The organism is Streptomyces sp. NPDC001889, from assembly GCF_053594535.1.
This window is the reverse complement of the sequence record NZ_JBSFER010000017.1, coordinates 188,513-209,264: the sequence shown is the minus strand read 5'-3', so window position 1 is coordinate 209,264 and position 20,752 is coordinate 188,513. Positions and strand designations below refer to the sequence as shown.

17 protein-coding genes are annotated in these 20,752 nt (G+C 74.6%); 2 read left to right on the top strand and 15 right to left on the bottom strand.

The features are described 5' to 3' along the window. The first annotated feature begins 28 nt into the window (after positions 1-28). Positions 29-334: a beta-Ig-H3/fasciclin gene (locus tag ACWCRA_RS21360; RefSeq protein ID WP_351549803.1), complete on the top strand. Its 306-nt coding sequence runs from the start codon at positions 29-31 to the stop codon at positions 332-334. 214 nt (positions 335-548) lie between these two features. Here the strand turns inward: ACWCRA_RS21360 and ACWCRA_RS21355 are convergent, their stop codons facing one another. From ACWCRA_RS21355 to ACWCRA_RS21290, 14 genes are all read right to left on the bottom strand, one after another. Further along, complete coding sequence (locus ACWCRA_RS21355; protein WP_351549806.1) at positions 549-755, bottom strand: hypothetical protein; 207 nt, start codon at positions 753-755, stop codon at positions 549-551. A 48-nt stretch (positions 756-803) separates the two neighbouring features. Further along, positions 804-1,883 (bottom strand): alpha/beta fold hydrolase, encoded by a 1,080-nt coding sequence (locus tag ACWCRA_RS21350; protein WP_451068330.1) that lies wholly within the window; start codon positions 1,881-1,883, stop codon positions 804-806. Between the two features lie 247 nt (positions 1,884-2,130). Next, positions 2,131-3,003, bottom strand: a complete 873-nt coding sequence (locus ACWCRA_RS21345) for a 4'-phosphopantetheinyl transferase superfamily protein (protein ID WP_451068329.1) — start codon at positions 3,001-3,003, stop codon at positions 2,131-2,133. After that, positions 2,984-3,850, bottom strand: coding sequence for a 2-oxo acid dehydrogenase subunit E2 (locus tag ACWCRA_RS21340; protein ID WP_351549815.1), 867 nt, complete (start codon positions 3,848-3,850; stop codon positions 2,984-2,986). Before ACWCRA_RS21340 ends, ACWCRA_RS21345 begins: the two co-directional genes overlap by 20 nt. Beyond that, positions 3,847-4,074 carry an acyl carrier protein gene (locus tag ACWCRA_RS21335; protein ID WP_351549817.1) on the bottom strand — a complete coding sequence of 76 codons (228 nt, stop codon included), beginning with the start codon at positions 4,072-4,074 and terminating at the stop codon, positions 3,847-3,849. Before ACWCRA_RS21335 ends, ACWCRA_RS21340 begins: the two co-directional genes overlap by 4 nt. A gap of 139 nt (positions 4,075-4,213) precedes the next feature. Beyond that, complete coding sequence (locus ACWCRA_RS21330) at positions 4,214-5,251, bottom strand: 3-oxoacyl-ACP synthase III family protein (protein ID WP_351549820.1); 1,038 nt, start codon at positions 5,249-5,251, stop codon at positions 4,214-4,216. Between the two features lie 67 nt (positions 5,252-5,318). Beyond that, positions 5,319-8,378 (bottom strand): type I polyketide synthase, encoded by a 3,060-nt coding sequence (locus ACWCRA_RS21325; protein WP_351549823.1) that lies wholly within the window; start codon positions 8,376-8,378, stop codon positions 5,319-5,321. Continuing rightward, complete coding sequence (locus ACWCRA_RS21320; RefSeq protein WP_351549826.1) at positions 8,375-8,695, bottom strand: acyl carrier protein; 321 nt, start codon at positions 8,693-8,695, stop codon at positions 8,375-8,377. Before ACWCRA_RS21320 ends, ACWCRA_RS21325 begins: the two co-directional genes overlap by 4 nt. Positions 8,696-8,731: 36 nt before the next feature. Beyond that, entirely contained in the window at positions 8,732-10,525 is a 1,794-nt protein-coding gene (locus ACWCRA_RS21315; RefSeq protein WP_451068328.1) for an acyl-CoA dehydrogenase family protein, read from the bottom strand. Then, a complete protein-coding gene (locus tag ACWCRA_RS21310) occupies positions 10,515-12,470 on the bottom strand; it encodes an acyl-CoA dehydrogenase family protein (RefSeq protein ID WP_451068327.1) in 1,956 nt (651 codons plus the stop codon). Before ACWCRA_RS21310 ends, ACWCRA_RS21315 begins: the two co-directional genes overlap by 11 nt. A 3-nt stretch (positions 12,471-12,473) precedes the next feature. Beyond that, complete coding sequence (locus ACWCRA_RS21305) at positions 12,474-14,390, bottom strand: fatty acyl-AMP ligase (RefSeq protein ID WP_451068326.1); 1,917 nt, start codon at positions 14,388-14,390, stop codon at positions 12,474-12,476. 205 nt (positions 14,391-14,595) lie between these two features. After that, entirely contained in the window at positions 14,596-14,949 is a 354-nt protein-coding gene (locus ACWCRA_RS21300; protein WP_351549838.1) for a DUF6059 family protein, read from the bottom strand. Positions 14,950-14,971: 22 nt separating this feature from the next. After that, on the bottom strand, positions 14,972-16,924 hold the full coding sequence (locus ACWCRA_RS21295) for an HAD-IIIC family phosphatase (RefSeq protein WP_451068325.1): 1,953 nt from the start codon (positions 16,922-16,924) through the stop codon (positions 14,972-14,974). Positions 16,925-17,036: 112 nt separating this feature from the next. Continuing rightward, positions 17,037-17,546, bottom strand: a complete 510-nt coding sequence (locus tag ACWCRA_RS21290) for a MarR family winged helix-turn-helix transcriptional regulator (RefSeq protein WP_351549844.1) — start codon at positions 17,544-17,546, stop codon at positions 17,037-17,039. A 178-nt stretch (positions 17,547-17,724) separates the two neighbouring features. On the opposite strand from ACWCRA_RS21290, the gene ACWCRA_RS21285 reads away from it, so the two are divergent. Continuing rightward, complete coding sequence (locus tag ACWCRA_RS21285) at positions 17,725-19,545, top strand: ABC transporter ATP-binding protein (protein WP_451068324.1); 1,821 nt, start codon at positions 17,725-17,727, stop codon at positions 19,543-19,545. A 30-nt stretch (positions 19,546-19,575) separates the two neighbouring features. On the opposite strand, the gene ACWCRA_RS21280 is transcribed toward ACWCRA_RS21285, so the two are convergent. Further along, positions 19,576-20,646: an NAD(P)-binding domain-containing protein gene (locus ACWCRA_RS21280; RefSeq protein WP_451068323.1), complete on the bottom strand. Its 1,071-nt coding sequence runs from the start codon at positions 20,644-20,646 to the stop codon at positions 19,576-19,578. Between the last annotated feature and the right edge of the window lie 106 nt (positions 20,647-20,752).

Here is a 20,752-nt window from a genome sequence, read left to right as displayed (position 1 = left end):
TGAACAACCTCTTGGCAAGGAGTACATGATGCGCAAGTCCCGGAAGGCCGCACAGGCCGCGGTGACCGCGGTGGCTCTCGTCGGTTCCCTGGCGCTCTCGGCGGCGCCCGCCGCGGCGGCGACGACGGCCCCGTCCTGCGTCGGACGCATGGTCACGGAGACCACCAACGGCTTCGACGTCCTGCTCACCAACAGGTGCTCCGGCACCCGTTCGGTGAAGGTCGTCGTGTCCCTGGCCTCCGACAGCCGCTGTTACACGCTGGCGCGCGGGGCGAGCGAGCTGTACATCTACACCGGGGTTCTCGGGAACTACGACCGCACGGTGAACTGCTGACGGAACGCCGGCTCGTCGGCCGCGGGGGTGTCTGACGATGTCGAACGGGCCGTCCCGCGCTCCTGTCGTCGTCCCGGGGAGCGCGCGCGATGGATCTCGGGGCGGGGTGTGGCACACGCCGCGTCCCGCCCCGGGAGCGTTCCCGGCCGGGCCCACGGCCGGGTGAGCGCCGCACCGCCGGGGAGCGGCGCGCGGTGTCCCGTGAGCGCGCCGTCTACGCCGCCAGCGCGCCGGGTGCCTCGCCCGCCCCGGCCTCCGGAGGGGATTCCCCCGTGAGAAGCAGGGGCCCGTCCGCCTCCCCGGCCGCCGCTCCGGCGTCGATGCCGAGCGAGGCGAGGGAGCGCCACGGCAGCACCGTGCCGTGTGCCGCGGAGCGCGAGGGGGTTCGGTCAAGAGTGGTCGGGGAGGTCGGGGAGGACATGGCAACCGCCTCTCGGAGGGTCCGTACGGGAAGGGATGTGCGGGCGCGCTACGGCCGCCGGCCGCCGGGGGTCCCGTGCCCGGCGAATGGTTCGGCGCACCGGCCGGGGCCGTCCGCGAACCGCGCCCTCAGCAGCGAGCCGAGCAGCCACGCCCGGGTCGCGCGCACATGCGCGGGCGACCCGTGCACATCGTCGAACTCCTTGAACCGCACCCGGGGCAGCAGGGAGCCGAGCAGCGCCCGCTCCCCGGGCGGGATGATCTCGTCGCGGGCGCTGACCACGTAGTCCACCGGGACCCGCACCGCGCCCAGCGTCCCGGGGTCCAGCGCGAACCCGGCCAGCAGCTCCCGCAGTTCGTCCCTCCCCGGGGCGCCGGTGAGCCTGCGCAGGGCGTCGACGGTGATCCCCGGAACCCGGGGCCACCACAGCGGATCGGTGAAGAAGCCGGCCACCGGCGCGCCGACGGTGTGGACGCTCCGGATGCGCGGGTCGTCCGCCGCCGCCCGCAGCGCCAGATGCCCGCCGAAGCTGAGCCCGAGCACCGAGGTCCGCCGCACCCGCGCCCGGCCCGCGAGCCGGTCCAGCAGGAAGGGCAGCAGCCGCCAGGAGTCCGCCCGGTAGCGGAGGGTGTTCTCGCCGACCCCCGGCAGCTCGGTGGCGACCGCCGCGTATCCGATCCGGGCGAGCTTCGGCAGCAGCGGCGCCCACTGCTCCTTGACGCTGACGATCCCGCCCAGGACCACCACCAGCGGCCGGGGCCTGCGGGCGTCGAGCCCGGCGGCCCAGCAGGCGACCGTACCGCCGGGGTGGCCCAGGAGCAGCCGCTCGATGCCGCGCCGGCGGCGCCAGTCGTCGAAGGTCCGCACACAGTTGAGCCCGGCCCTGTCGCGGACCTCGTCCCCGTGGTGGGGGAAGCGGGCGATGGCGTAGTGGCGGCAGGCGTCCAGCGGCCGGCCGGCCCGGGCCAGCCGGTCCGCCTCGGCGGTCCAGACCCGGGCCCAGGAGGCGGGGTGGCCCGGCTCGTCGTTGGCGATCCGGGGCAGTATCCGCGCCACCCGCCGTTCGGGGATGCCCTGCCCGCGGGCGTGCAGCAGGGCGAATTCCCGCAGCTCGTCCAGGTGTTCCATGACCATCCCTCCGTTGTCCGGGGCGCGGGTGCGGGGATGCCGGGGCCCGCGCGGTGCGGGCGGGCGCCCCGGCCGGGGCCGGGGGGTCGGCCCCGGCGGAGCACCCGCCCGCGACCGAGGGTGCGCGCCACCGCTTAAGCCCCGCTTGTCGTCCGGCGCCTGCGCTCCGCGCGCGCTCCCTCCTCCGCCTCGCGATCCACGGCACCGGACCCCGCTCACCGACCCGGCCCGATCCGGAGGAAACTCCCTAGCGGAGCCGGTGCGCCGCTCGCGGGGTGTCCTGCCGGAGCCCGGCCGCCGCCTCCGCCTCCCCCTCCGGCCCGCCGTCGTCCCCGAGCGCCTCGGTCAGCGCGTCGACGACCCGGGGGTCGAGCATCGTCCGCGCGTCCGTGTCCCGCACCGCGCCGAAACCGGAATCGCTCACGGCGACACTCACCGCGTAGCCCCCGGCCACCGAGAAGGTCCCGAACTCCCACTCGACACCGGTGCCCGGCGCCCCGTCGGGCGCCAGCACCCGCGCCGGCCCGCCGTCGGGCCCGAACCCGAAATCGGTGAAGCGGAGCCGCAGCCCCTGTCCGATGGCCTTGCTGTACGCCTCCTTCAGCGTCCACAGCCGCACCAGCGCGGGGCCCCGCCGCTCCGGCGGCAGCCGCGCCAGCCCGGTGAGTTCATGGGGCGTACACACATGGCGGTGCAGCCCGCGGGTGTGCAGCGGACGGTCCTCCCGCTCCGCGTCGACCCCGATCAGCCCCCGGGTGGTCAGACCGATCAGCAGCAGATCCTCGGTGTGGCTGAGGCTGATGTCCACCGCGTCGCAGCCCCGCAGATACGGCCGGCCGGTGGGGCCGTACCCCAGCTCGATGACCTGCGGCGGCACCCGCAGCGCCACGGCCGCCGCGAACTTGAGCAGCACCCGGGACGCCGCGAACCGCACCCGGACGTCCGGATGCCCCATCTCCAGATAGCGCTCCCAGTCCCGGCCCAGCAGGGCGCGCAGCCGAGGCCCGCCCGCCTGGTCGGGCCGCCAGTCGGCGAGCCGGGCGTGCAGCACCGCCACCGCGTGCTCCTCCAGATCGGCCCGGACCCGGTCCCACGCCCCGTCACGCCCGGAGATCGTCACCGGCTCCGCGAACGAGGGTCCGGGCTCTGTCCTCCTCGGCGCCGCCATGGAACCCCTCCAGGGTGTGCTTGAGATCGCCGAGTACATCCGCCGCGGCCGCTCCGTCGATGACCCGGTGGTCGAAGGTGAGCCCCAGCCGCATCACCGGGGCGACCGCGAGCCGCCCCTCCCTGACGACGGCACGGTCGACGACCCGCCCGGCGCACAGGGTGACCGCCGTGCCGCCGCTGGAGTGGAATCCGTCGACCGGCCGGTGGCCGAGCGAGCTGACCGCCACCGTCCCCAGCACGGCGGGCCGCCGCGCCGGGTCGCGCACCGCCGCCGCGAAGGCGAGCCGCCCGAGCGGCACGGGCAGCCGGCTCAGCAGACGTACCCCGCGGAACTCCGGCAGCAGCGCGGCACCGGGGTCCCGGTAGCGGTCGATCCGCTCCTGGATCGCGTCCAGACCGGCGGACTCCAGGCCGGGGAGCAGCGCGGAGAGCACGGTCCGCTCCCCGTCGAAGGACCGGTCCAGGGCGAGTTTGGCGGTCACCCCGGGGAACCGGACCGTGCGCGGCCCGCGCAGCCAGGGGAACCCGCCCGGAGCCAGGGCCGCGTTCGCCTCCGGCCGGCGGCGCAGCACCCGCCCGGTGGCCCACAGCAGATACGCCACCACCGCGTACCGCCGTCCCTCCGCGCGGGCGGCGGCCCGGTGGGCCGCGATCCGGGTCATGTCGATCTCCGTGTCGAGGTGCACGGGGCGCTGCCGGGCCGCGTGTTCCAGGAAGCAGAGCGTGTGCCGCCGGCGCCGCTCGGACCGGCTCCGTACGGCCGGCCGCGCCGCGCGGTCCGCCCGGGAGCCGGTCATGAGCCGGCCGTGAGCCGGTAGATCTCCTGGAGGCTGCGGGCCTCCAGGAGCCGGCCGATCGGCAGGGACCGGCCGGTGGTCTGCTCCAGGACCGTGACCAGCTTCAGCAGGTACAGCGAGTCCCACTCGGGCAGTTGGTCGAGGTCGGAGGAGACCTCGTGCTGCTCCAGGGGCATGCCCAGCTCGTCCCTGACGAGGCGGACGAAGTCGTCGATCGAGTGCATGGGTACGGCCCTCCCGGGCGTGCGGTGGGTGGTGGCCGGGTCGGGGAAGCGGGCCGCCGGCCCGGCACGGCGCGCGCCGCCGTGCGCGGGACGGGCCCGGGTCCTGGCCCCGGACGGTGGTGGCCTCCGGCTCCCGCCGTCAGACCTTTTCGAGCGCGAAACCGGATTTGATCCACTTGCTGGACTCCACGGCGATCGCCAGCGCCCGCTGACCGGTCCCCATCAGGCCGAGCAGCCGCTCCAACTGGAGGAAGGGCAGGGCGTTGCCGTTGTTGCCGGTCTCCGCGACACAGGACACCTCGACGGCGCCGGGCAGCCCGAGCCGCTCGGTGATGCGCCGGGTCATATGCCCGGAGAGCTGCGGGGGCAGCAGATAGTCCACCTCGTCCGGGGACCAGCCGAGATCCTCCAGCAGCTCCCAGAGGATCTCCTCGGCGATCAGCGGGACGTACTCCTCGATGGCCTTGTAGTCCTCCCGCACCACCTGGCGGTCCTCGTGCCGGTCGGCGAGACCGAACCAGTCGATCACCTGGCCCGGCTCCCGGCCCAGACCGGTGAAGCGGTTGAGCACCCGGCGCAGCGCGAGCCGCCGCCCGAGCGGCTCGGCGGTGAGCACGGCGGCCCCCGCCCCGTCGCCGAAGAGCACATAGTTGACGAGGTCGCTGGGGGCGGCCCCGGAGAGATCCCGGCGCAGGGCGAGGTGTTTGCTGCACACATCGCCGCCGATGACCAGACCGGCCCGGTGGCCGCCGCCGGTGATCAGGGTCCGTCCCAGCTCCAGCGCCTGGACGGCACCGGCGCAGCCGGACTGGAGCTGATACGTGGGGAGCTGGTCCAGTCCGAGCAGATCGGCGACCTGGTTGACGGTCGCGGGCATCAGATGGTCGGGCGTCGCGGTGCCCATCACCACGAACCCGATCTCCTCCGGGGGGACCCGGGACGCGGCGACGGCGCGTTCGGCGGCCCGGGCGCACAGATCCGCCAGGGACCAGCGGACCTCGCCGGTGTCCAGGTCGCGGGCGAAGTGCCGGGTCCGGGTGCCGATGAAGACATCGATCCACTCCTCGTTGACGCCCAGTACCTTCGCCAGCTTCGCGTTGTCCACGGGGTCTCCGGGCAGTGCGGTCCCCACGGCGGCGAGATGGGCCGCTCCCCGGGGGTTCGGCTCTGGCTGCATGGTGCGGTCCTTTCCTCTGTTTCCCTTCTCCCCTCCCGGCGGGAGAGGCGCGCGGGACGGCCCGCTCTCAGGCGACGGCGGGGCCCGCCCGGTCCCGCAGAAAGCCGATCAGATCGCCGACCGAGGAGAGCCGCGGCAGCAGATCCTGCACGCTCAGCTCCGCGAGGCCGGGCAGCCGCTCCTGGACGCGGTCCTTGAGCTCCATCACCATCACGGAGTCGAACCCCAGGTCCTCGTAGAGGAGCGAGTGCGGCGAGACCTCGCCGGGGGCGTAGCCGCCGACCCCGGCGACCGCCGCGATCACCTCCCGGGCCACGGCGTCCCCGGGCCGTGCGCCCCGGGCCGGCGGCAGCACGGCGGTACGGCCCCCGCCGGACCCGGTGGTCTCCGCGCCGGGCCCGGACCGCTCCGCCGCGAGCGGCCCGGCGGGCGGCACCCCCACGCCCACCGCCGCCGCCCGGATCGGGGCGCGGGTCCAGAACCGGTGCGCGTCGGAGAAGGCGTACGGCGCCAGCCGCTGCGGCACCCGCTCCTCCTCCGGGTACACCGCGTCCCACCGGAGGTCGAGCCCGCCGCGGTACAGCTCCGCCACGGCGCCCGCCAGCTCCCGGCCGTCGGCCTCCGCGCCCGGCACCAGGGCGACGGTGTGCGGCCCGGCCCCGGCCGCCGCGACCGGCTCGCGCAGCATCCGGGTCAGCACCGGCCGGGGGCCGACCTCCACCAGATGGGAGGGTCCGGCCGCCAGCAGCGCCGCCGCCGCGTCGCCGAAGAGCACCGGGGCGCGGATGTGCTCCGTCCAGTACGCCGCGTCCATCGGCTCGGCCTCCAGCAGCCGCCCGCGCAGCGTCGAGTACACCGGCAGTTTCGGCACCCCGCTCCCGGTGTCCGACTCCCGGGCGATGCCGGCGAACCGCTCCAGCACCGGGGCCATCAGCGGCGAGTGGAAGGCGTGCGAGACATCCAGCCGGCGGCAGCGCACCCCGCGCCGGCCGAGGATCTCCTCGATCCGGCCGAGCGCCCCGAGATCGCCGGAGAGCACCGTCGCCCGGGGGCCGTTGACCGCGCCCACGCCGACCAGCGGCTCCGCCGCGACCAGCTCCGCCAGCTCGGCCGCCCCCGCCCGCACCGCCACCATGCCGCCGCCCGCGGGCAGCTCCTCCATCAGCGCACCGCGCGCCGCCACCAGCCGGGCCGCCCGCTCCAGCGGGAGGACATCGGCGAGCACCGCCGCCGCGTACTCGCCGACACTGTGGCCGAGCAGCAGCGCGGGCCGCACCCCCAGCTCCGCCAGGCTCGCCGACAGCGCGTAGCCGACGGCGAACAGCGCGGGCTGCGCCCAGCCGGTGCGGTGCACCCCGGGCCCGCCGGAGAGCAGCAGCTCCCGCACCGAGCCCCCGGTGTACGGGGCGAGCGCCGCGTCCGCCTCGTCCAGGAACCGCCGGTACAGCGGGGAGCGCCGGTAGAGCCGGGCCGTCATCGCCGGGTACTGCGAGCCCTGCCCGGTGAACAACAGCGCCACCAGGGGCCTTCCGCCGGGACGCCCGGCGGGCCGGGCCCCGGGGTCGCCGTCGGCCGCCGCCTCCCGGAGGGCCGCCGCCAGCTCGCCGCTGTCCCCGGCGGGCACCGCGAACCGGTAGCGGTGGCCCGTCTTGACCCGGTTGCTGCTCCAGCACAGCGGGCCCACCGGCACCCTGCGGCGGCGTACGGCGTCGGCCTGGGCCAGCAGATTGCGGCGCAGCGCGGCCGGCGAGGGGGCGCTCACCGTGAACACCGCGCTCCCCACTCCCGTACGCCCGCTCCCCGGCTCCGCGTCAGCGCCGCCCGGCCCCGCGCCGCCCGCCGGGGGACGGGCCGCGTACGGGGGCGCGGTCTCCAGGACGGCATGGGCGTTGGTGCCGCCCATGCCGAAACTGCTCAGCCCGCCGACCGAGGTGCCGGGACGCAGCCGCAGCGGGGTCTTCAGCAGCCGCAGCCCCTGTCCCGCCAGCTTGAGCGCCGGGTTCTCCCGGGCCGCGTACCGGCTCGCCGGGACCGTCCGGTGGTGCAGCGAGAGCGCCACCTTGATCAGCCCGGCGATGCCCGCCGCGCCCTCGGTGTGGCCGATGCTGCCCTTCACCGAACCGAAGGCCATCGGCGGCCCGGTCCGGCCGGAGTGCAGCCGGCCCAGCGCCCTCACCTCGATCATGTCGCCCAGCGCGGTCCCGGTGCCGTGCGCCTCCGTGAAGACCACATCGGCCGGCTCGACCCCGGCCCGCCGGTAGGCGGCGGCCAGCACCTCCTGCTGGGACCAGCGGTTGGGCGCGGTGATGCCGTTGCTCCGCCCGTCCTGGTTGACGGCGGTGCCCCGGATCACCGCGTACACCGGCTGGCCGTCCGCGAGGGCGTCCTCCAGCCGCCGCAGCACCACGGCGCCGACGCCCTCGCCCCGGCCGATCCCGTCGGCGTCGGCGCTGAAGGGCTTGCAGCGGCCGTCGGGCGCGGACAGCCCGGCCTGGGTGTAGAAGATCCCCAGCGCCGGGGTCAGCGCCACGTTCACCCCGGCGGCGATGGCCGTGTCGCACTCGCCCGACAGCAGTGAGTTGCAGGCCAGATGGACCGCGACCAGCGAGGACGAGCACGCGGTGTCCACCGCCAGACTCGGCCCCTTGAGGTCGAGATGGTACGAGATCCGGTTGGCGGTCATGCAGTAGCCGTTGCCGGAGCCGACCTGGGCGGTGACCCGGGCGTAGTCGGTGAGGTGCAGCTGCGCCCACTCGTTGCCCATGATCCCGACGAAGACCCCGGTGCCGCTGCCCGCCAGCCGGTGCGGGGCCACCCCCGAGTCCTCCACCGCCCGCCAGGCGCACTGGAGCAGCAGCCGCTGCTGCGGGTCCATCGCCGCGGCCTCGCGCGGGGAGACGGTGAAGAACTCGTTGTCGAAGGCGTCCGGGTCGCTGATGAAGCCGCCCTCGGTGGTGTTGGAGTGCCCCTCGGCTCCGGCGGGCGAGTGGAACTCCCCGGCGTCCCAGCGCTGCGCGGGCACCCTCCCCACGCCCTCGCCGGAGCGCATCAGCATCTCCCAGTACGCGCCGGGGTCCGGCGCGCCCGGGAAACGGCAATCGAGCCCGACGATGGCGACGGGCCTCATCGGGCACCGCCTCCCGCGGCCCGCAGCTCCTCCACCAGATGGGCGGCCAGGGCGTCCACGGTGGGATGGTCCCAGGCGACGGTGGGCTCCAGGACGAGATCGAAGTCCTCCTCGATGTCGCCGCACAGGCTCAGCGCCGCGACCGAGTCGAGACCGTACTCGGCGAGCGGGACGGTGAAGACGATCTCGGACGGCGACCGCTTGAGATACAGCGCGATCCGGTCGGCCAGCCAGCCGCCCAGCACCTCGACGCTGTGCTCGGCGGGGGACGCGGGGGACGCGGGGTGCGCGGGACGGTGGGTCGCGGGAACGGGCATGGGTGCTCCTCGGTGAAGGCGTGCCGGACCCGGCGGTCAGCCGGCCGGCGGGGTGTCGTGGAGGTCGTAGCTGCGGCATTCACGGAAGCGCCGGAGCACTTCCTCGTGGATACGGCCCGCGCAGTCGGCCGGCAGCTCCGGCGGGCGCTCCCCGAGCCGCCGGGCGAGCCGGTGCAGGGCCGCCGCCGCCCACGCGGGGTCGGCCAGGAAGGGGTCGGCGCCGTCCTCCCGCGCGGCCCGCCACACGCCCAGCACCGAGGCCGCCGCGAGGAGGACCGCGTACCGGTCGGCGAGGGCGAAACTGGCGGGGCTGGCGAGTGCGGTGCGGTCCCGGGGGGAGAGGCCGAGACTCTCCTCCCGGAGCCGGCGGAGCTGGTCCAGCATCCGCATGACCAGCGTCTGCACCGCCAGTTCGGTGGGGGAGCCGCTGGGCAGCGAGTCGGCGGCGGCCACCAGCGAGGCGCTCAGACTGTCCCGGCCGCTCGCCAGGGCCAGCCGGTCGAAGGGCAGCGCGGGCAGCTCGTCCCGGGGGCGGAACAGCGAGCGCGGCGCCTCGTCCCCGGCGAACCAGGCGCGCCGCGCCAGCCGGGAGAGCTGCGGAATGATGGTCGTCTGACAGGCCGCCGAACCCGCGTGACCCAGGCTGAGCACCGGCAGGTCCCGGACATGCTTCTGGAAGAGACCGAACGCGCCCTCCCGGACGTAGAACCGCGCCCCGAGGACGATCGACAGGTCGTACATGGTGTCGGTGAGCATCCTCGGCACCAGGTACTTCACCGCCGCCGCGTACACACTGGTCTCGTCCGGCAGCAGATGCACCGCACGGGAGCCGACCAGCGCCATGCTGTCGCAGATCAGCAGGGACAGAAAGGCTCCGCCGAGGGTGGCGGAGGCGTGCGGGATCTCCATCACCGTCCGCCGGTGCAGCCGCCGTCCGACGGCGAACCGCACCACCGTGCGCAGACTGGTGTCCAGCGCCCCGATCGCCATCCCGGGGATGGCGCTGCGGGTGATCTGGAAGGAGCGCAGGGCCAGCTCGACGCCCTGGCCCTCCTCGCCGACGAGGGTCCCGGCCGGCACCGGGCAGTCGCGCAGGTCCAGCCCGGTGAGGCGGCAGCCGCGCACGCCCACGGCGCGGTAGCGCGGCAGCACGCGGAAGCGCTCCGGGTCGAGCTGCCCGCGCTCGACGAGGAGCACCGAGTGGCCCCGGCTGCCCGGCCGGTCATGGGTCCGGCTGAAGAGGGAGAAGGCGTCCGCCGTGTCGGCGTTGTTGATGACCTCCTTCCGCCCGCTCAGCCGGTAGCCGCCGCCGGGGACCGGGGCGGCCCGGAACTCATTGCGCACGAAGTCGTTGCCGTGCGGCAGTTCGTGGTAGGCGACGGAGACCTTCGAGCCGCCGAGCAGCAGCCGCGCCAGCCGCCGGCGCTGCTCGTCGCTGCCCGCCGTCCACACGTTGACGGCGGCCATGAACGAGGTGATGCCGTAGCCGAGGCCCAGGGCCACATCGCGCCGGAAGACCTGGCGCATCACCCGCACCAGCGCGTCGAGCCGGTCCAGCCGCCCGCCGAGGGCGGTGGGCACGAACTCGGCGTTGAGGACCAGCTCGTCCAGGAGCCGCTCCCCGGCCGAGGGCAGCTCCCCGGCCTCGTCGGCGGCGAGCACCCGGGCCGCGGACAGCGGGCCTGCCGGGTCGTCCGGGTCGCCGAAACGGGTCTCCAGGGCGGCGATACGGGCCCGGACGGCGCGCTCCGGCCCACCGGGCGGCGCGGTGGCCGTGGCCGCGGGGGCCGCGGGGCTCCGCGGCCCCGGGACGGCGGGATCACTCAGCATGACGTCCCCTCGAAGATCCGGGCGCGCGCTCCGGCGCCCCGCTGTCGGTGCGTTCGGTGTCGGAGTCCGCGCGTACCGGGTCCGGGCGTACCGGGTCCGGGCGTACGGTGCCGGTGTGCGCGGTGTGCGCGGTGTGCGCGGTGCGCGGGCGGTCCGGGGGTACGGACGGCTGGGGCGCGGGCGGTCCCGGCCGGGCCCGGGGGCCGGCCGTCGCGAGCCGCAGCGGCAGCAGCGAGAACAGCTCGCCCGACGCCCGTGCGGCCCGCAGTTGCTCCAGCAGCCGGGGGTACGCCGCCGGATCGGCGCCGCCCGGCTCGCCCAGCCGCACCAGCAGCCGGTCGAGCACGGGCCACAGCCACACCCCGTCCCGCCACAGCCCTCCGGTGCGCCCCGCGCTCCCCGCCCGGTGGTTCCGCGCCCACAGGCCGAGACAGGCGGCCCCGGCCAGGCACAGCGCGTACCGCCCGGCGGTCTCGAACGCCGCGGGCGGCACATCCGGGACCACCGCGCGGAAGGCGTCCATCTCCTCGTGCACCCCGTCGGTGACGGCGAGCAGCCGCTCCGCCGACGCCAGCGCGCCCTTCAGTTCCGGCCGTGCCTCCGACTCGGCCCGCAGCGCCGCCACCGAGTCCGGCAGCGAGCCCACGATGCCGCTGCCCCGCCGCGCGACCAGACAGAGCCGCCCCGGGTCCAGCGGCGGCAGCGGCACCGACAGATCGAAGGCCGCGACCGCCCCGGCCGTGTCACCGGTCCGCCGCCGCCACACCCGGGACAGCGAACGGAACTGGTTCACCAGGGAGTTCAGATTCACCAGCGTGTTCCCGTCGAACATGCCGACGATGCGATGGTCCCGGTCGACCTTCTGGAACATCCCGCGCGCGTGGACGTCCTTGAGGAACGCCCGCGCCCCCAGCAGCCGGGTCAGCTCCGCGATCACGGCCTCGGTGCCGGTCGGCACCAGATACTTGGTCACGGCGGCGGTCACACTCAGCTCGCCGGTCGCGGTGTGCGCGGAGCGGGCCGCCACCGTCGCCAGCGCCTCCCCGGCCAGCACGTCCGCGGCGGCGCAGGCCAGCACATGGCGCGCCTGCGGCAGATCGATGAGCCGCCGCCCGTACAGCTCGCGCCGCTCCGCGAAGTCCAGGGCGATGTCCAGCGCGTGATCGGCCGCGCCCAGCGACAGCGACGCGCACAGCGTGCGGGTGAGCTGGAGCGCCTTGAGCACGGTCTCGACGCCGCCGCCCGCCGTGCCGACCACCGCGTCGCCCGCGACCGGCGCGCCGTCGAAGACGATGCCGCTGATGTCGGCGCCCCGGATGCCATGGGTACGGATCTTCTCCGCACAGCGGTAGTCGGCGCCGGGCGCGAGCGTCCGCTTGTCGACCAGCAGGACGGTGAAGCCGCGCGGACCGCCCTCCGGTGCCGTACGGGTGAGCACGGAGAGCAGATCGCCCCGGGTGGCGTTGTTGATCAGCCACTTCTCACCGGTCAGCCGCCAGCCGCCGGAGCCGTCCGGTTCGCCGGTCACCTCCCCGGCGAGCAGATCGCTGCCGTGGGCGCGCTCGGTGAGGGCGAGCGAGACCGGGACTCCCGCGCGGATGTCCGCCGCGAGCCGCCGGGCCTGCCCCGCGCTGCCCGACACCCAGACGCACACCGCGCCCAGATAGGTCTTCCCGTGCCCGATGGCGACCGTCAGATCGCGGCGGGCGACCACCCGCATCACCTGCATCACGGTCTCGTAGTCGGTGAGCCTGCCGCCGTGCTCGACGGGCACATAGAAGTCCTGGAGCCCCCAGGACTCCAGCGCCCGGCAGATGTCGGACGGGAACTCCTCGTTCTCGTCCAGCTCCAGGGCGCGGGCGTGGGAGAAGATCTCGTCGGGGTCGCGCGGGTCGCCGAGCCGCAGCTCCAGCTCCTGCGCGAGCAGACTGGGCGGATGCTCCACGGCTCAGCCCACCGCCGTGAGGGCCGGGCCGGGTCCCTGCGGGCCCTGATCACCCTGCGTGCCTCCGGAGCCTTGCGCACCCCCCGGGTCCCGCGTGCCTCCGGGGCCTTGTGCACCCCCCGGGTCCCGCGCATCTCCTGCGCCCCGCGCACCCCCCGGGCCCGGTGACGCGCCCTCCGCCGCGCAGTCGCGCAGCGCCGGGTCCACCACCGCGTACAGCGAGGCCACCCCGCCCTGGAGGAACAGCTTCCGCATCAGCGTCCGCTGAATCTTCCCGCTGGTGGTGCGGCGCACGGTCCCGGGCCGGACCAGCAGCACCGCACCCGCCGGGACGGCGAACTCCCGCCCGATGAGCTGCTGCACGGCCGCCGCGACGGACCGAGGGTCCGCCGCCGCCGCGGCGGCCCGGATCTCCTGGACGACCACCAGACGCTCCCGGCCCCCGGCCTCCACCCCGAACGCCGCCCCGGCGCCGAGCGCCGGGTCCAGCGTGCGGACGGCGCTCTCCACGTCGTACGGATAGACATTGCGGCCGTTGATCAGGATCATCTCCTTGAGCCGGCCGGTCACGAACAGCTCCGCGCCGTCCAGCACCCCCAGATCACCGGTGCGCAGCCACGACCCCAGCTCCTCCCGGCCCGCGATCCGGGCGCCGAACACCTCCGTGTTGACCTCGGGCCGCTCCCAGTACCCGGCCGCCACACTGGCCCCGCGCACCCAGATCTCACCGACCCGGCCGCCGGGCCGCTCGACCCGGCTCTCCGGGTCGACCACCCGCACCTCGAAGTCCTCGGCCCGGGCCACCCCGCTGCTCACCAGGGCCCGCCGGGGCGCGCCCGGATACGGCCCCTCCAGCGCTCCGCGCTCCAGCCCGGCCGCGTCGGCCTCGCGCACCACCGCGCTCCGGTGCCGGGGGGTGCCCGTCACCAGCAGGGTGGTCTCGGCCATCCCGTAGCAGGGGAACATGGCCTCGGGGCGGAAGCCGTACGGCGCGAAGCGATCGGCGAACGCCCGCACGGTCTCCGCGCGCACCGGCTCCGCCCCGTTGCAGGCCGTCCGCCACGACGACAGGTCGACACCCTCCATCTGCGCGTCGGTGATCCGCCGGACACACAGGTCGTACGCGAAGTTGGGCCCGCCCCCGCTGGTGATGCCGTAGTCGCCGACCATCCGGAGCCAGCGGGCCGGTTTCCGCAGAAAGGACGCCGGGGACATGAGCACGCTCGTGGCGCCCAGCCAGAGCGGCTGGAGGACATGCCCGATCAGTCCCATGTCGTGGTAGAAGGGCAGCCAGCCGCCGACCACCGAATCGGGAGTGGTGCCGGTGGCGCGGGAGATGGCGGCCTCGTTGGCGAGCAGATTGCCGTGCGAGACCATCACCCCCTTGGGCGCGCTGGTGGAGCCCGAGGTGTACTGGAGGAAGGCCAGGTTCCCGGGGCCGAGCCGGGGGTCCTTCCAGGCACCCGGGTCCCCGACCGCGTCCGCGTCCGTCGCCAGGCACGCCACCTCGGAGAAGTCCTCGTCCGCGAGCCAGGAGACCACGGCCGGCGCGTACTCGGCGAGGGTCAGCACCGCCCCCACCCGGGCGTCCCGGACGATCCCGGAGACCCGCTGGAAGTGCCGTCCCTGTTCGGAGGGGAGCGGCGCGGGCACGGCGACCGCCCCGGCGTAGAGGCAGCCGAGGAAGGCACCGATGAAGGCGAGACCCGACGGATACAGCAGCAGGACCTGGCGTCCGCGCAGATCGCGCTCCTGGAGCCAGGAGGCTATGCCCTTGGCGGTCCGGTCGAGTTCCGCGTACGGCAGCCGCCGGGCCCGCGTGCCCCGCGCCCCCTCGGAGAGGAACACGAACGCGTCCGCTTCGCCCCGCTCCTCCGACCGCGCCAGCACCAGCTCCGTGAATGAACCGAATTCCGCCACCGTCTTCCCCTCGCCTTGAAGCGATGTGTTCCGTCGATCGTCGGGGCGGCCTCTAAAGCCGGTCTTGCGCTGGGCGTGAGCGCGCGCGGGCGGGCCGGTGGCGGCGGGCAGCGGGGAGGGGAGGGCATGGCGGAGCCCGGTGCGTCGCCTGGCCGGGACACACCGGGCGGTGGCGCGCGGCGGGGGAGCGGGGACGGGACGGGACTCAGGCGCCGGGGCCGGGGTCCTCCAACTGGGCCCAGAGCGCCCGCTCGCCGGGGGTGGGCGGCACCTGGGGGATCAGTCGCTCGGGGTGGGCGGGCGGTGGGCCCCCGCCGTTCTGCCCGTGCTGCCCGTCCTGACTGTTCTGGCTCTCCTGGCGCTCCTGCCGGGCCTGCCCGTCCCGCCGGGCCCGCCCGTCCCGCTCGGGGGCGAGCCAGCCCCGCGACGCGTCCCTGAAGGGCTCGGCCGGGAGCACACCGAACATGGCCGCCAGCGAGGCGAAGCCGCGCAACTGCGCCTTCCCGAGCCGCCGCAGCGCCCGCCGCACGGACGACCACCCACCCGACGCCGCTGCCACGCCCTCCCCACCTTTCCGCCGCTCAGTGGGGCCGCCCGGTGAACCCGGCCGACAGACGCACGTGTTCCGGCGCGGTGGGCAGACTCCCCTCCGTCAGATCATGGCGGAAGAGGACGGAGCCGTCTGCCGCTTCCGAGGTCTCCCGGAAGCCCATGGCCGGATAGAGGCCCCGCACCCGGTGGTTCTTCGCGGTGGGCCGGTAGCGCGCGTGCACCGCGCCGGCGCCCGTGTCCCGGGCCTGCCGCAACACGGCCGCCAGGCAGGACTCCTCAATGCCCCGGGCGAACACCCGGCAGCTGAGCAGCATGTTGTCGATCATCCAGTCGCCGTCGTCGGCGATGCTCACCAGCACCGCGCCGACCAGGCCGTTCTCCCCGAACCGGTCCCGGGAGCGGATGGCGAGCACCAGATGGCGGCCGGAGTCCCGGCGGGCCCGCACATCGGCCTGCCGCAGGCGCTCGGTGGTCAGATTGAACTGATTGGTGCGCAGGGTCACCTGCGAGACCCGGGCGATCTCGTGCTCCCGCACCGGTGACAGCGAGACCTCGACACCCAGTCCGGCGAGATACTCCGCCAGGGAGCCCGCGCTCTCCTGGAGGTCCTGCCGGGCCGCGTCGGTACGATACCGCTCGGCGCGGGCGCGGTCCTCCGCCGTCAGTTCGGGCACGTCGAACCAGCCATCGGCGAGCAGTCTCTCGATGTGCAGCGCCGGCTCCCCGTCGAGGCGGATCACGGCGACTCCCGGCAGGCTCCCGGCCACCAGCCCGCATTCGAACGGCGAATCGTCGGCGAAGACCAGACTGTCCACGCCGAGGTTGAGACACCGGGCGATGTCCAGCAGATTGCCGTCCTTGGGCTCCCAGTTGGCGTTGATCCGCACGAAATCGTGCTCGCGCAGCGCCATGTCGGGGTGGTCGCGCAGCACCTGGAGCACCGGTTCGCGGTCGTTCTTGCTGCTCACGGCGAGCAGGACGCCCTGGGCGCCGAGCTGGGCGACCGCCCGCTGGAAGCCGCCGAAGGCCTCACCCCGGTAGGTGGTGGAGGCGGCGATGCCCTCGGGGCCGTCGTCGCCCAGGACGCCGTCCCAGAGGGTGTTGTCGAGATCGACGACCAGCACCTTCCTGGTCCGTCCGCGCAGTGCCCGGGCGAGGTGCCCGATCTCGCGCGCGTAGCAGGCGAGCAGCTCCTCGCCGAGGTGGACCCTCGCATAGGCGGCGAGCCTCGGCTCGGTGACCGGGCCGCAGGAGGCCACCAGCGGATCGAGGTCCACCACATGGACCCGGTCGTGGGCGCCGGCGAGCCGCAGCAGCCCGGCGTTGAACTCCCGCCAGAGAACACCGAGCCGGGCCCGCGACCGGGCGTCGACCAGCCGGCGGGTGTGGGCGCGCGGCAGCGGAAGGGTGTTGAGCACCAGGGTGCCGGTGGCATGGGCGAGATAGCGCTCCACGAGTGAGCCGATCAGGGCCAGTTTGGCGGTGGCGACCCGCTCCGCGTCCTCCACCAGCCAGGGGTGCGGCAGTTCGTCGAGGACTGCCTGGGCGTCCAGGACGCACAGGGCGATGTCGGCGCGGGCGCCGTACAGCTCGCTCCCGGTGTCCTGGAGGTCGCGGAGCCAGGAGCCGAAGTCGCCGGAGCGCAGATCGAGCAGGAAGCCGTGGCGGGCGAATTCGGCGGTGAGGGGGGAGGTGAGGCCACTGAGGGTGGAGTGGCCGGTGACGGCGACGGTGACGGTCCCGGTGACCTTCGCGACCTCGGGCGGGACATCGGCGGGGTCCAGCCGGGCCAGCAGTGAACCGGCCCGCACGAGGTCGGGGGAGGGCGCTCCCGCCGGGTCCCCGGCCGCCGCGAGTTCGGCGAGCAGAGCGGGCACCTGGAGGAATTCCCGGGCGAGCCGCCCTTCGTGGTGCAGGGCGCGCAGCCGGTCCAGGGGCCCGGTCCGCCCGCCCGCGGTGGTGTCCGACGCGACCGTGGCCATGGTGTCTCCGTTCGCTTGACGGGGGACGACGGGGCCGAGTCTGGCGGGCGGCCCTTAAGACACCCTTGCGGGAGGAGAGCCCGGTGGGAGGACGGCCTCGCGGGCGGGGCCCTCAGCACACCTCCGGGTACGGCGACACCGGCGCCCCGCCCCGGAGCGGGCGGTCCAGCGACGCCGGCCCGTCCAGCGCCGGCCCGTCCACGAGCGCGGAGAGCAGCCCGCCGAGGGCGCTGCGCTGCTCGGCGGTGAGGGGCGCCAGGATGTCCTCGGCCGCGGCCCGGCGCGCCTCGCGCAGGGCGCGGAGGGTGCTCCGGCCGGTGTCGGTCAGCTCGATCCTCGTCACCCTGCGGTTGTCGGGGTCCGGCGCGCGGCGCACACAGCCGCTCGCCTCCAGCCCGTCCACCAGTGTGGTCACGGCGCGCGGCACGACCTCCAGACGCGCGGCGATATCGGCCATGCGGGGCGCCGACTCGTAGTGCGTGAGCGTGCGCAGCAGCCGGGACTGGGCGGGGGTGATCGCGATATCGGCCGACTCCAGCTGCCGCTTCTGGCTGCGGTGGAGGCGGCGGCTCAGCCGCAGCAGCTGCTCGGCGAGCAGACCTTCGGGGTCGGGGGTGGTCATATCGGAACAATATCAGGACGTCGTTCATTGTGTATATAGGTAACAGTGAGCTATGCTCTCAAGATCTGACCCCATCCGATCCCATCCGGCCCTCATTCGACCCCCTTCAATCCCGCTCCGCCCCCTTCGGCCCTCACTGGATTCGCATCCGATCCCGCCCGTATCCGCGAAGGAGCCCATGCGCACCGAATCGATCCCGTGGACACCCCCCGCCGCCCCCGCCGGCGGACCGGAGCAGCCGCCCGCCCAGGTGCGGCGGATTCTCCGGCTCTTCCGTCCCTACCGCGGCCGTCTCGCCCTCGTGGGGCTGCTCGTCGGCGCGGCCTCCCTGGTCTCCGTCGCCTCGCCGTTCCTGCTGCGCGAGATCCTCGACACCGCGATCCCCCAGGGCCGCACCGGACTGCTCACCCTGCTCGCCTTCGGCATGATCCTCACCGCGGTGCTGAACGGCGTCTTCGGAGTGCTCCAGACGCTGATCTCCACCACCGTCGGCCAGCGCGTCATGCACGATCTGCGCACCGCGGTCTACGCACAGCTCCAGCGCATGCCGCTCGCCTTCTTCACCAGGACCCGCACCGGGGAGGTCCAGTCCCGCATCGCCAACGACATCGGCGGCATGCAGGCGACCGTGACCTCCACCGCCACCTCCCTCGTCTCCAACCTCACGGCCGTGATCGCCACCGTCGTCGCGATGCTCGCCCTGGACTGGCGGCTCACCCTCGTCTCGCTCCTGCTGCTCCCGCTCTTCGTGTGGATCAGCCGCCGGGTGGGCAATGAGCGCAAGCGGATAACGACCCAGCGCCAGAAGCAGATGGCGGCGATGGCCGCGACCGTCACCGAGTCGCTCTCGGTCAGCGGCATCCTCCTCGGCCGCACCATGGGCCGGTCCGATTCGCTGACCAGGTCCTTCGCCGGGGAGTCCGAGCGGCTGGTCGATCTGGAGGTGCGCTCCAGCATGGCCGGGCGGTGGCGGATGTCCGTCATCGGCATCGTGATGGCCGCGATGCCCGCCCTCATCTACTGGGTGGCGGGAACCGCCCTCCAGAGCGGTGGCCCCTCGATCTCCCTCGGCACCCTGGTCGCCTTCGTCTCGCTCCAGCAGGGCCTCTTCCGCCCCGCCGTGAGCCTGCTCTCCACCGGCGTGGACATGCAGACCTCCCTCGCGCTCTTCCAGCGGATCTTCGAGTACCTCGACCTCACCGTGGACATCACCGAGCCCGAACATCCCGTCCGGCCGGCGAGAATCGGCGGCGAGGTCCGCTTCGAGAACGTCGGCTTCGCCTACGACCGGGCGCAGGAGACCCCCACCCTCACCGGCGTGGAGGTGACCGTGCCCGAGGGCGGCAGTCTCGCCGTCGTCGGTGCCACCGGCTCCGGAAAGTCCACCCTCAGCTATCTGGTGCCCCGGCTGTACGACGTCACCGAGGGCCGGGTCACGCTGGACGGCGTCGATGTACGGGACCTGGACTTCGACACCCTGGCCAGGGCCGTGGGCGTCGTCTCGCAGGAGACCTACCTCTTCCACGCCTCCGTCGCCGACAATCTGCGCTTCGCCAAGCCGGACGCCACCGACGCGGAGATGGAGAAGGCGGCCCGTGCCGCGCAGATCCACGACCACATCGCCGCCCTCCCCGACGGGTACGAGACCCTCGTCGGCGAGCGGGGATACCGCTTCTCCGGAGGGGAGAAGCAGCGGCTGGCCATCGCCCGCACGATTCTGCGCGACCCGCCCGTGCTCATCCTGGACGAGGCGACCAGCGCCCTGGACACCCACACCGAACACGCCGTCCAGCAGGCCATCGACGCGCTCTCGGCCGGCCGGACCACCATCACGATCGCCCACCGGCTCTCCACCGTGCGGGACGCGGACGAGATCATCGTCCTGGACGGGGGCCGTATCGCCGAGCGCGGCACCCATCAGGAGCTGCTCGGCATCGGCGGACGGTACGCGGAGCTGGTGCGCGGCGACACCCGGACGACGGAACCGGCCGTGCCGTGACCTGTGCCCCGGTGAGTGCCCTCCGGCTCCCTACCGCTGGAGCGCGGGCTCCCGCTCCAGCAGCCGGGTGATCTCCCGCACGGCGGCCCGCCCGGCCCGGTTGGCCCCGATGGTCGAGGCCGAGGGCCCGTACCCCACCAGATGGACGCGCTCGTCCCGTGCGGCACGGGTGCCGTCCATCCGGATGCCGCCGCCCGGCTCGCGCAGTCGCAGCGGCCGGAGGTGGTCGATCGCCGGCCGGAAGCCGGTCGCCCAGAGGATCACATCGGCCTCCACCGTCCGGCCGTCGTCCCAGTCCGCCCCCGTGGGGGTGATCCGGTCGAACATCGGCAGCCGGTCCAGCACACCCGACGCGCGGGCCCGCCGGACGGCGTCATTGAGCGGCAGCCCGGTCACCGAGACCACACTCTCCGGCGGCAGCCCCCGCCGCACCCGCTCCTCGACCCGGGCGACCGCCTCGCGGCCCGCGCTCTCGCCGAAGTCCCCCGACACGAAGACCGGCGGCCGCCGGGTCACCCAGAACGTTCGCTCCGCGTGCGGCGCGATCTCCATCAGATGCTGGGTCCCCGAGGCCCCGCCGCCCACCACGATCACCCGCCGCCCGGCGAACTCCTCGGGCCCCCGGTATCCGGCCGTGTGCAACTGGCGCCCCCGGAAGGTCTCCTGTCCCGCGTAGCGCGGCCAGAAGGGCCGGTCCCAGGTGCCGGTGGCGTTGATCAGCGCACGCGCCGACCACTCCCCGTCCGAGGTCTCCACGAGCAGCCGCCCGCCCCCGCCCTCCCGCACCGACGTGACATCGACCGGCCGGCGCACCCGCAGCCCGAAGCGCTCCTCATAGGCGGTGAAGTACTCGCCGATCACCTCGGACGAGGGCCGTGCGCCATCGGCCCCGGTCAGCTCCATGCCGGGCAGGGCGTGCATCCCGTGCACCCGGTCGTAGGTCAGCGAGGGCCACCGGTACTGCCAGGCGCCGCCCGGGCGGGGAGCGTGGTCCAGCGTCACGAAGTCCTCGTCCGGTACGAGCCCCACCCGCCGCAGATGGTGGGCGGCGGAGAGACCCGCCTGCCCGGCCCCGATGACGGCCACATCGACTTCGCGCACCCCAGAATCGTTCACGTTTCTACTAACTAGCCGGAAGCCATGGATCTTCCCGCACCCCGCACCCGGCACCCCGCCCGGCCCACCGTCCCGAACCCGCCGGACTGCC

What these genes read in the sequence shown, in the direction of transcription:
- ACWCRA_RS21320 (WP_351549826.1), bottom strand. Translation starts at nt 8,695, where the DNA reads ATGCCCGTTCCCGCGACCCACCGTCCCGCGCACCCCGCGTCCCCCGCG.
- ACWCRA_RS21330 (WP_351549820.1), bottom strand. Translation starts at nt 5,251, where the DNA reads ATGCAGCCAGAGCCGAACCCCCGGGGAGCGGCCCATCTCGCCGCCGTG.
- ACWCRA_RS21325 (WP_351549823.1), bottom strand. Translation starts at nt 8,378, where the DNA reads ATGAGGCCCGTCGCCATCGTCGGGCTCGATTGCCGTTTCCCGGGCGCG.
- ACWCRA_RS21350 (WP_451068330.1), bottom strand. Translation starts at nt 1,883, where the DNA reads ATGGAACACCTGGACGAGCTGCGGGAATTCGCCCTGCTGCACGCCCGC.
- ACWCRA_RS21295 (WP_451068325.1), bottom strand. Translation starts at nt 16,924, where the DNA reads ATGGCCACGGTCGCGTCGGACACCACCGCGGGCGGGCGGACCGGGCCC.
- ACWCRA_RS21340 (WP_351549815.1), bottom strand. Translation starts at nt 3,850, where the DNA reads ATGACCGGCTCCCGGGCGGACCGCGCGGCGCGGCCGGCCGTACGGAGC.
- ACWCRA_RS21360 (WP_351549803.1), top strand. Translation starts at nt 29, where the DNA reads ATGCGCAAGTCCCGGAAGGCCGCACAGGCCGCGGTGACCGCGGTGGCT.
- ACWCRA_RS21315 (WP_451068328.1), bottom strand. Translation starts at nt 10,525, where the DNA reads ATGCTGAGTGATCCCGCCGTCCCGGGGCCGCGGAGCCCCGCGGCCCCC.
- ACWCRA_RS21355 (WP_351549806.1), bottom strand. Translation starts at nt 755, where the DNA reads ATGTCCTCCCCGACCTCCCCGACCACTCTTGACCGAACCCCCTCGCGC.
- ACWCRA_RS21335 (WP_351549817.1), bottom strand. Translation starts at nt 4,074, where the DNA reads ATGCACTCGATCGACGACTTCGTCCGCCTCGTCAGGGACGAGCTGGGC.
- ACWCRA_RS21290 (WP_351549844.1), bottom strand. Translation starts at nt 17,546, where the DNA reads ATGACCACCCCCGACCCCGAAGGTCTGCTCGCCGAGCAGCTGCTGCGG.
- ACWCRA_RS21285 (WP_451068324.1), top strand. Translation starts at nt 17,725, where the DNA reads ATGCGCACCGAATCGATCCCGTGGACACCCCCCGCCGCCCCCGCCGGC.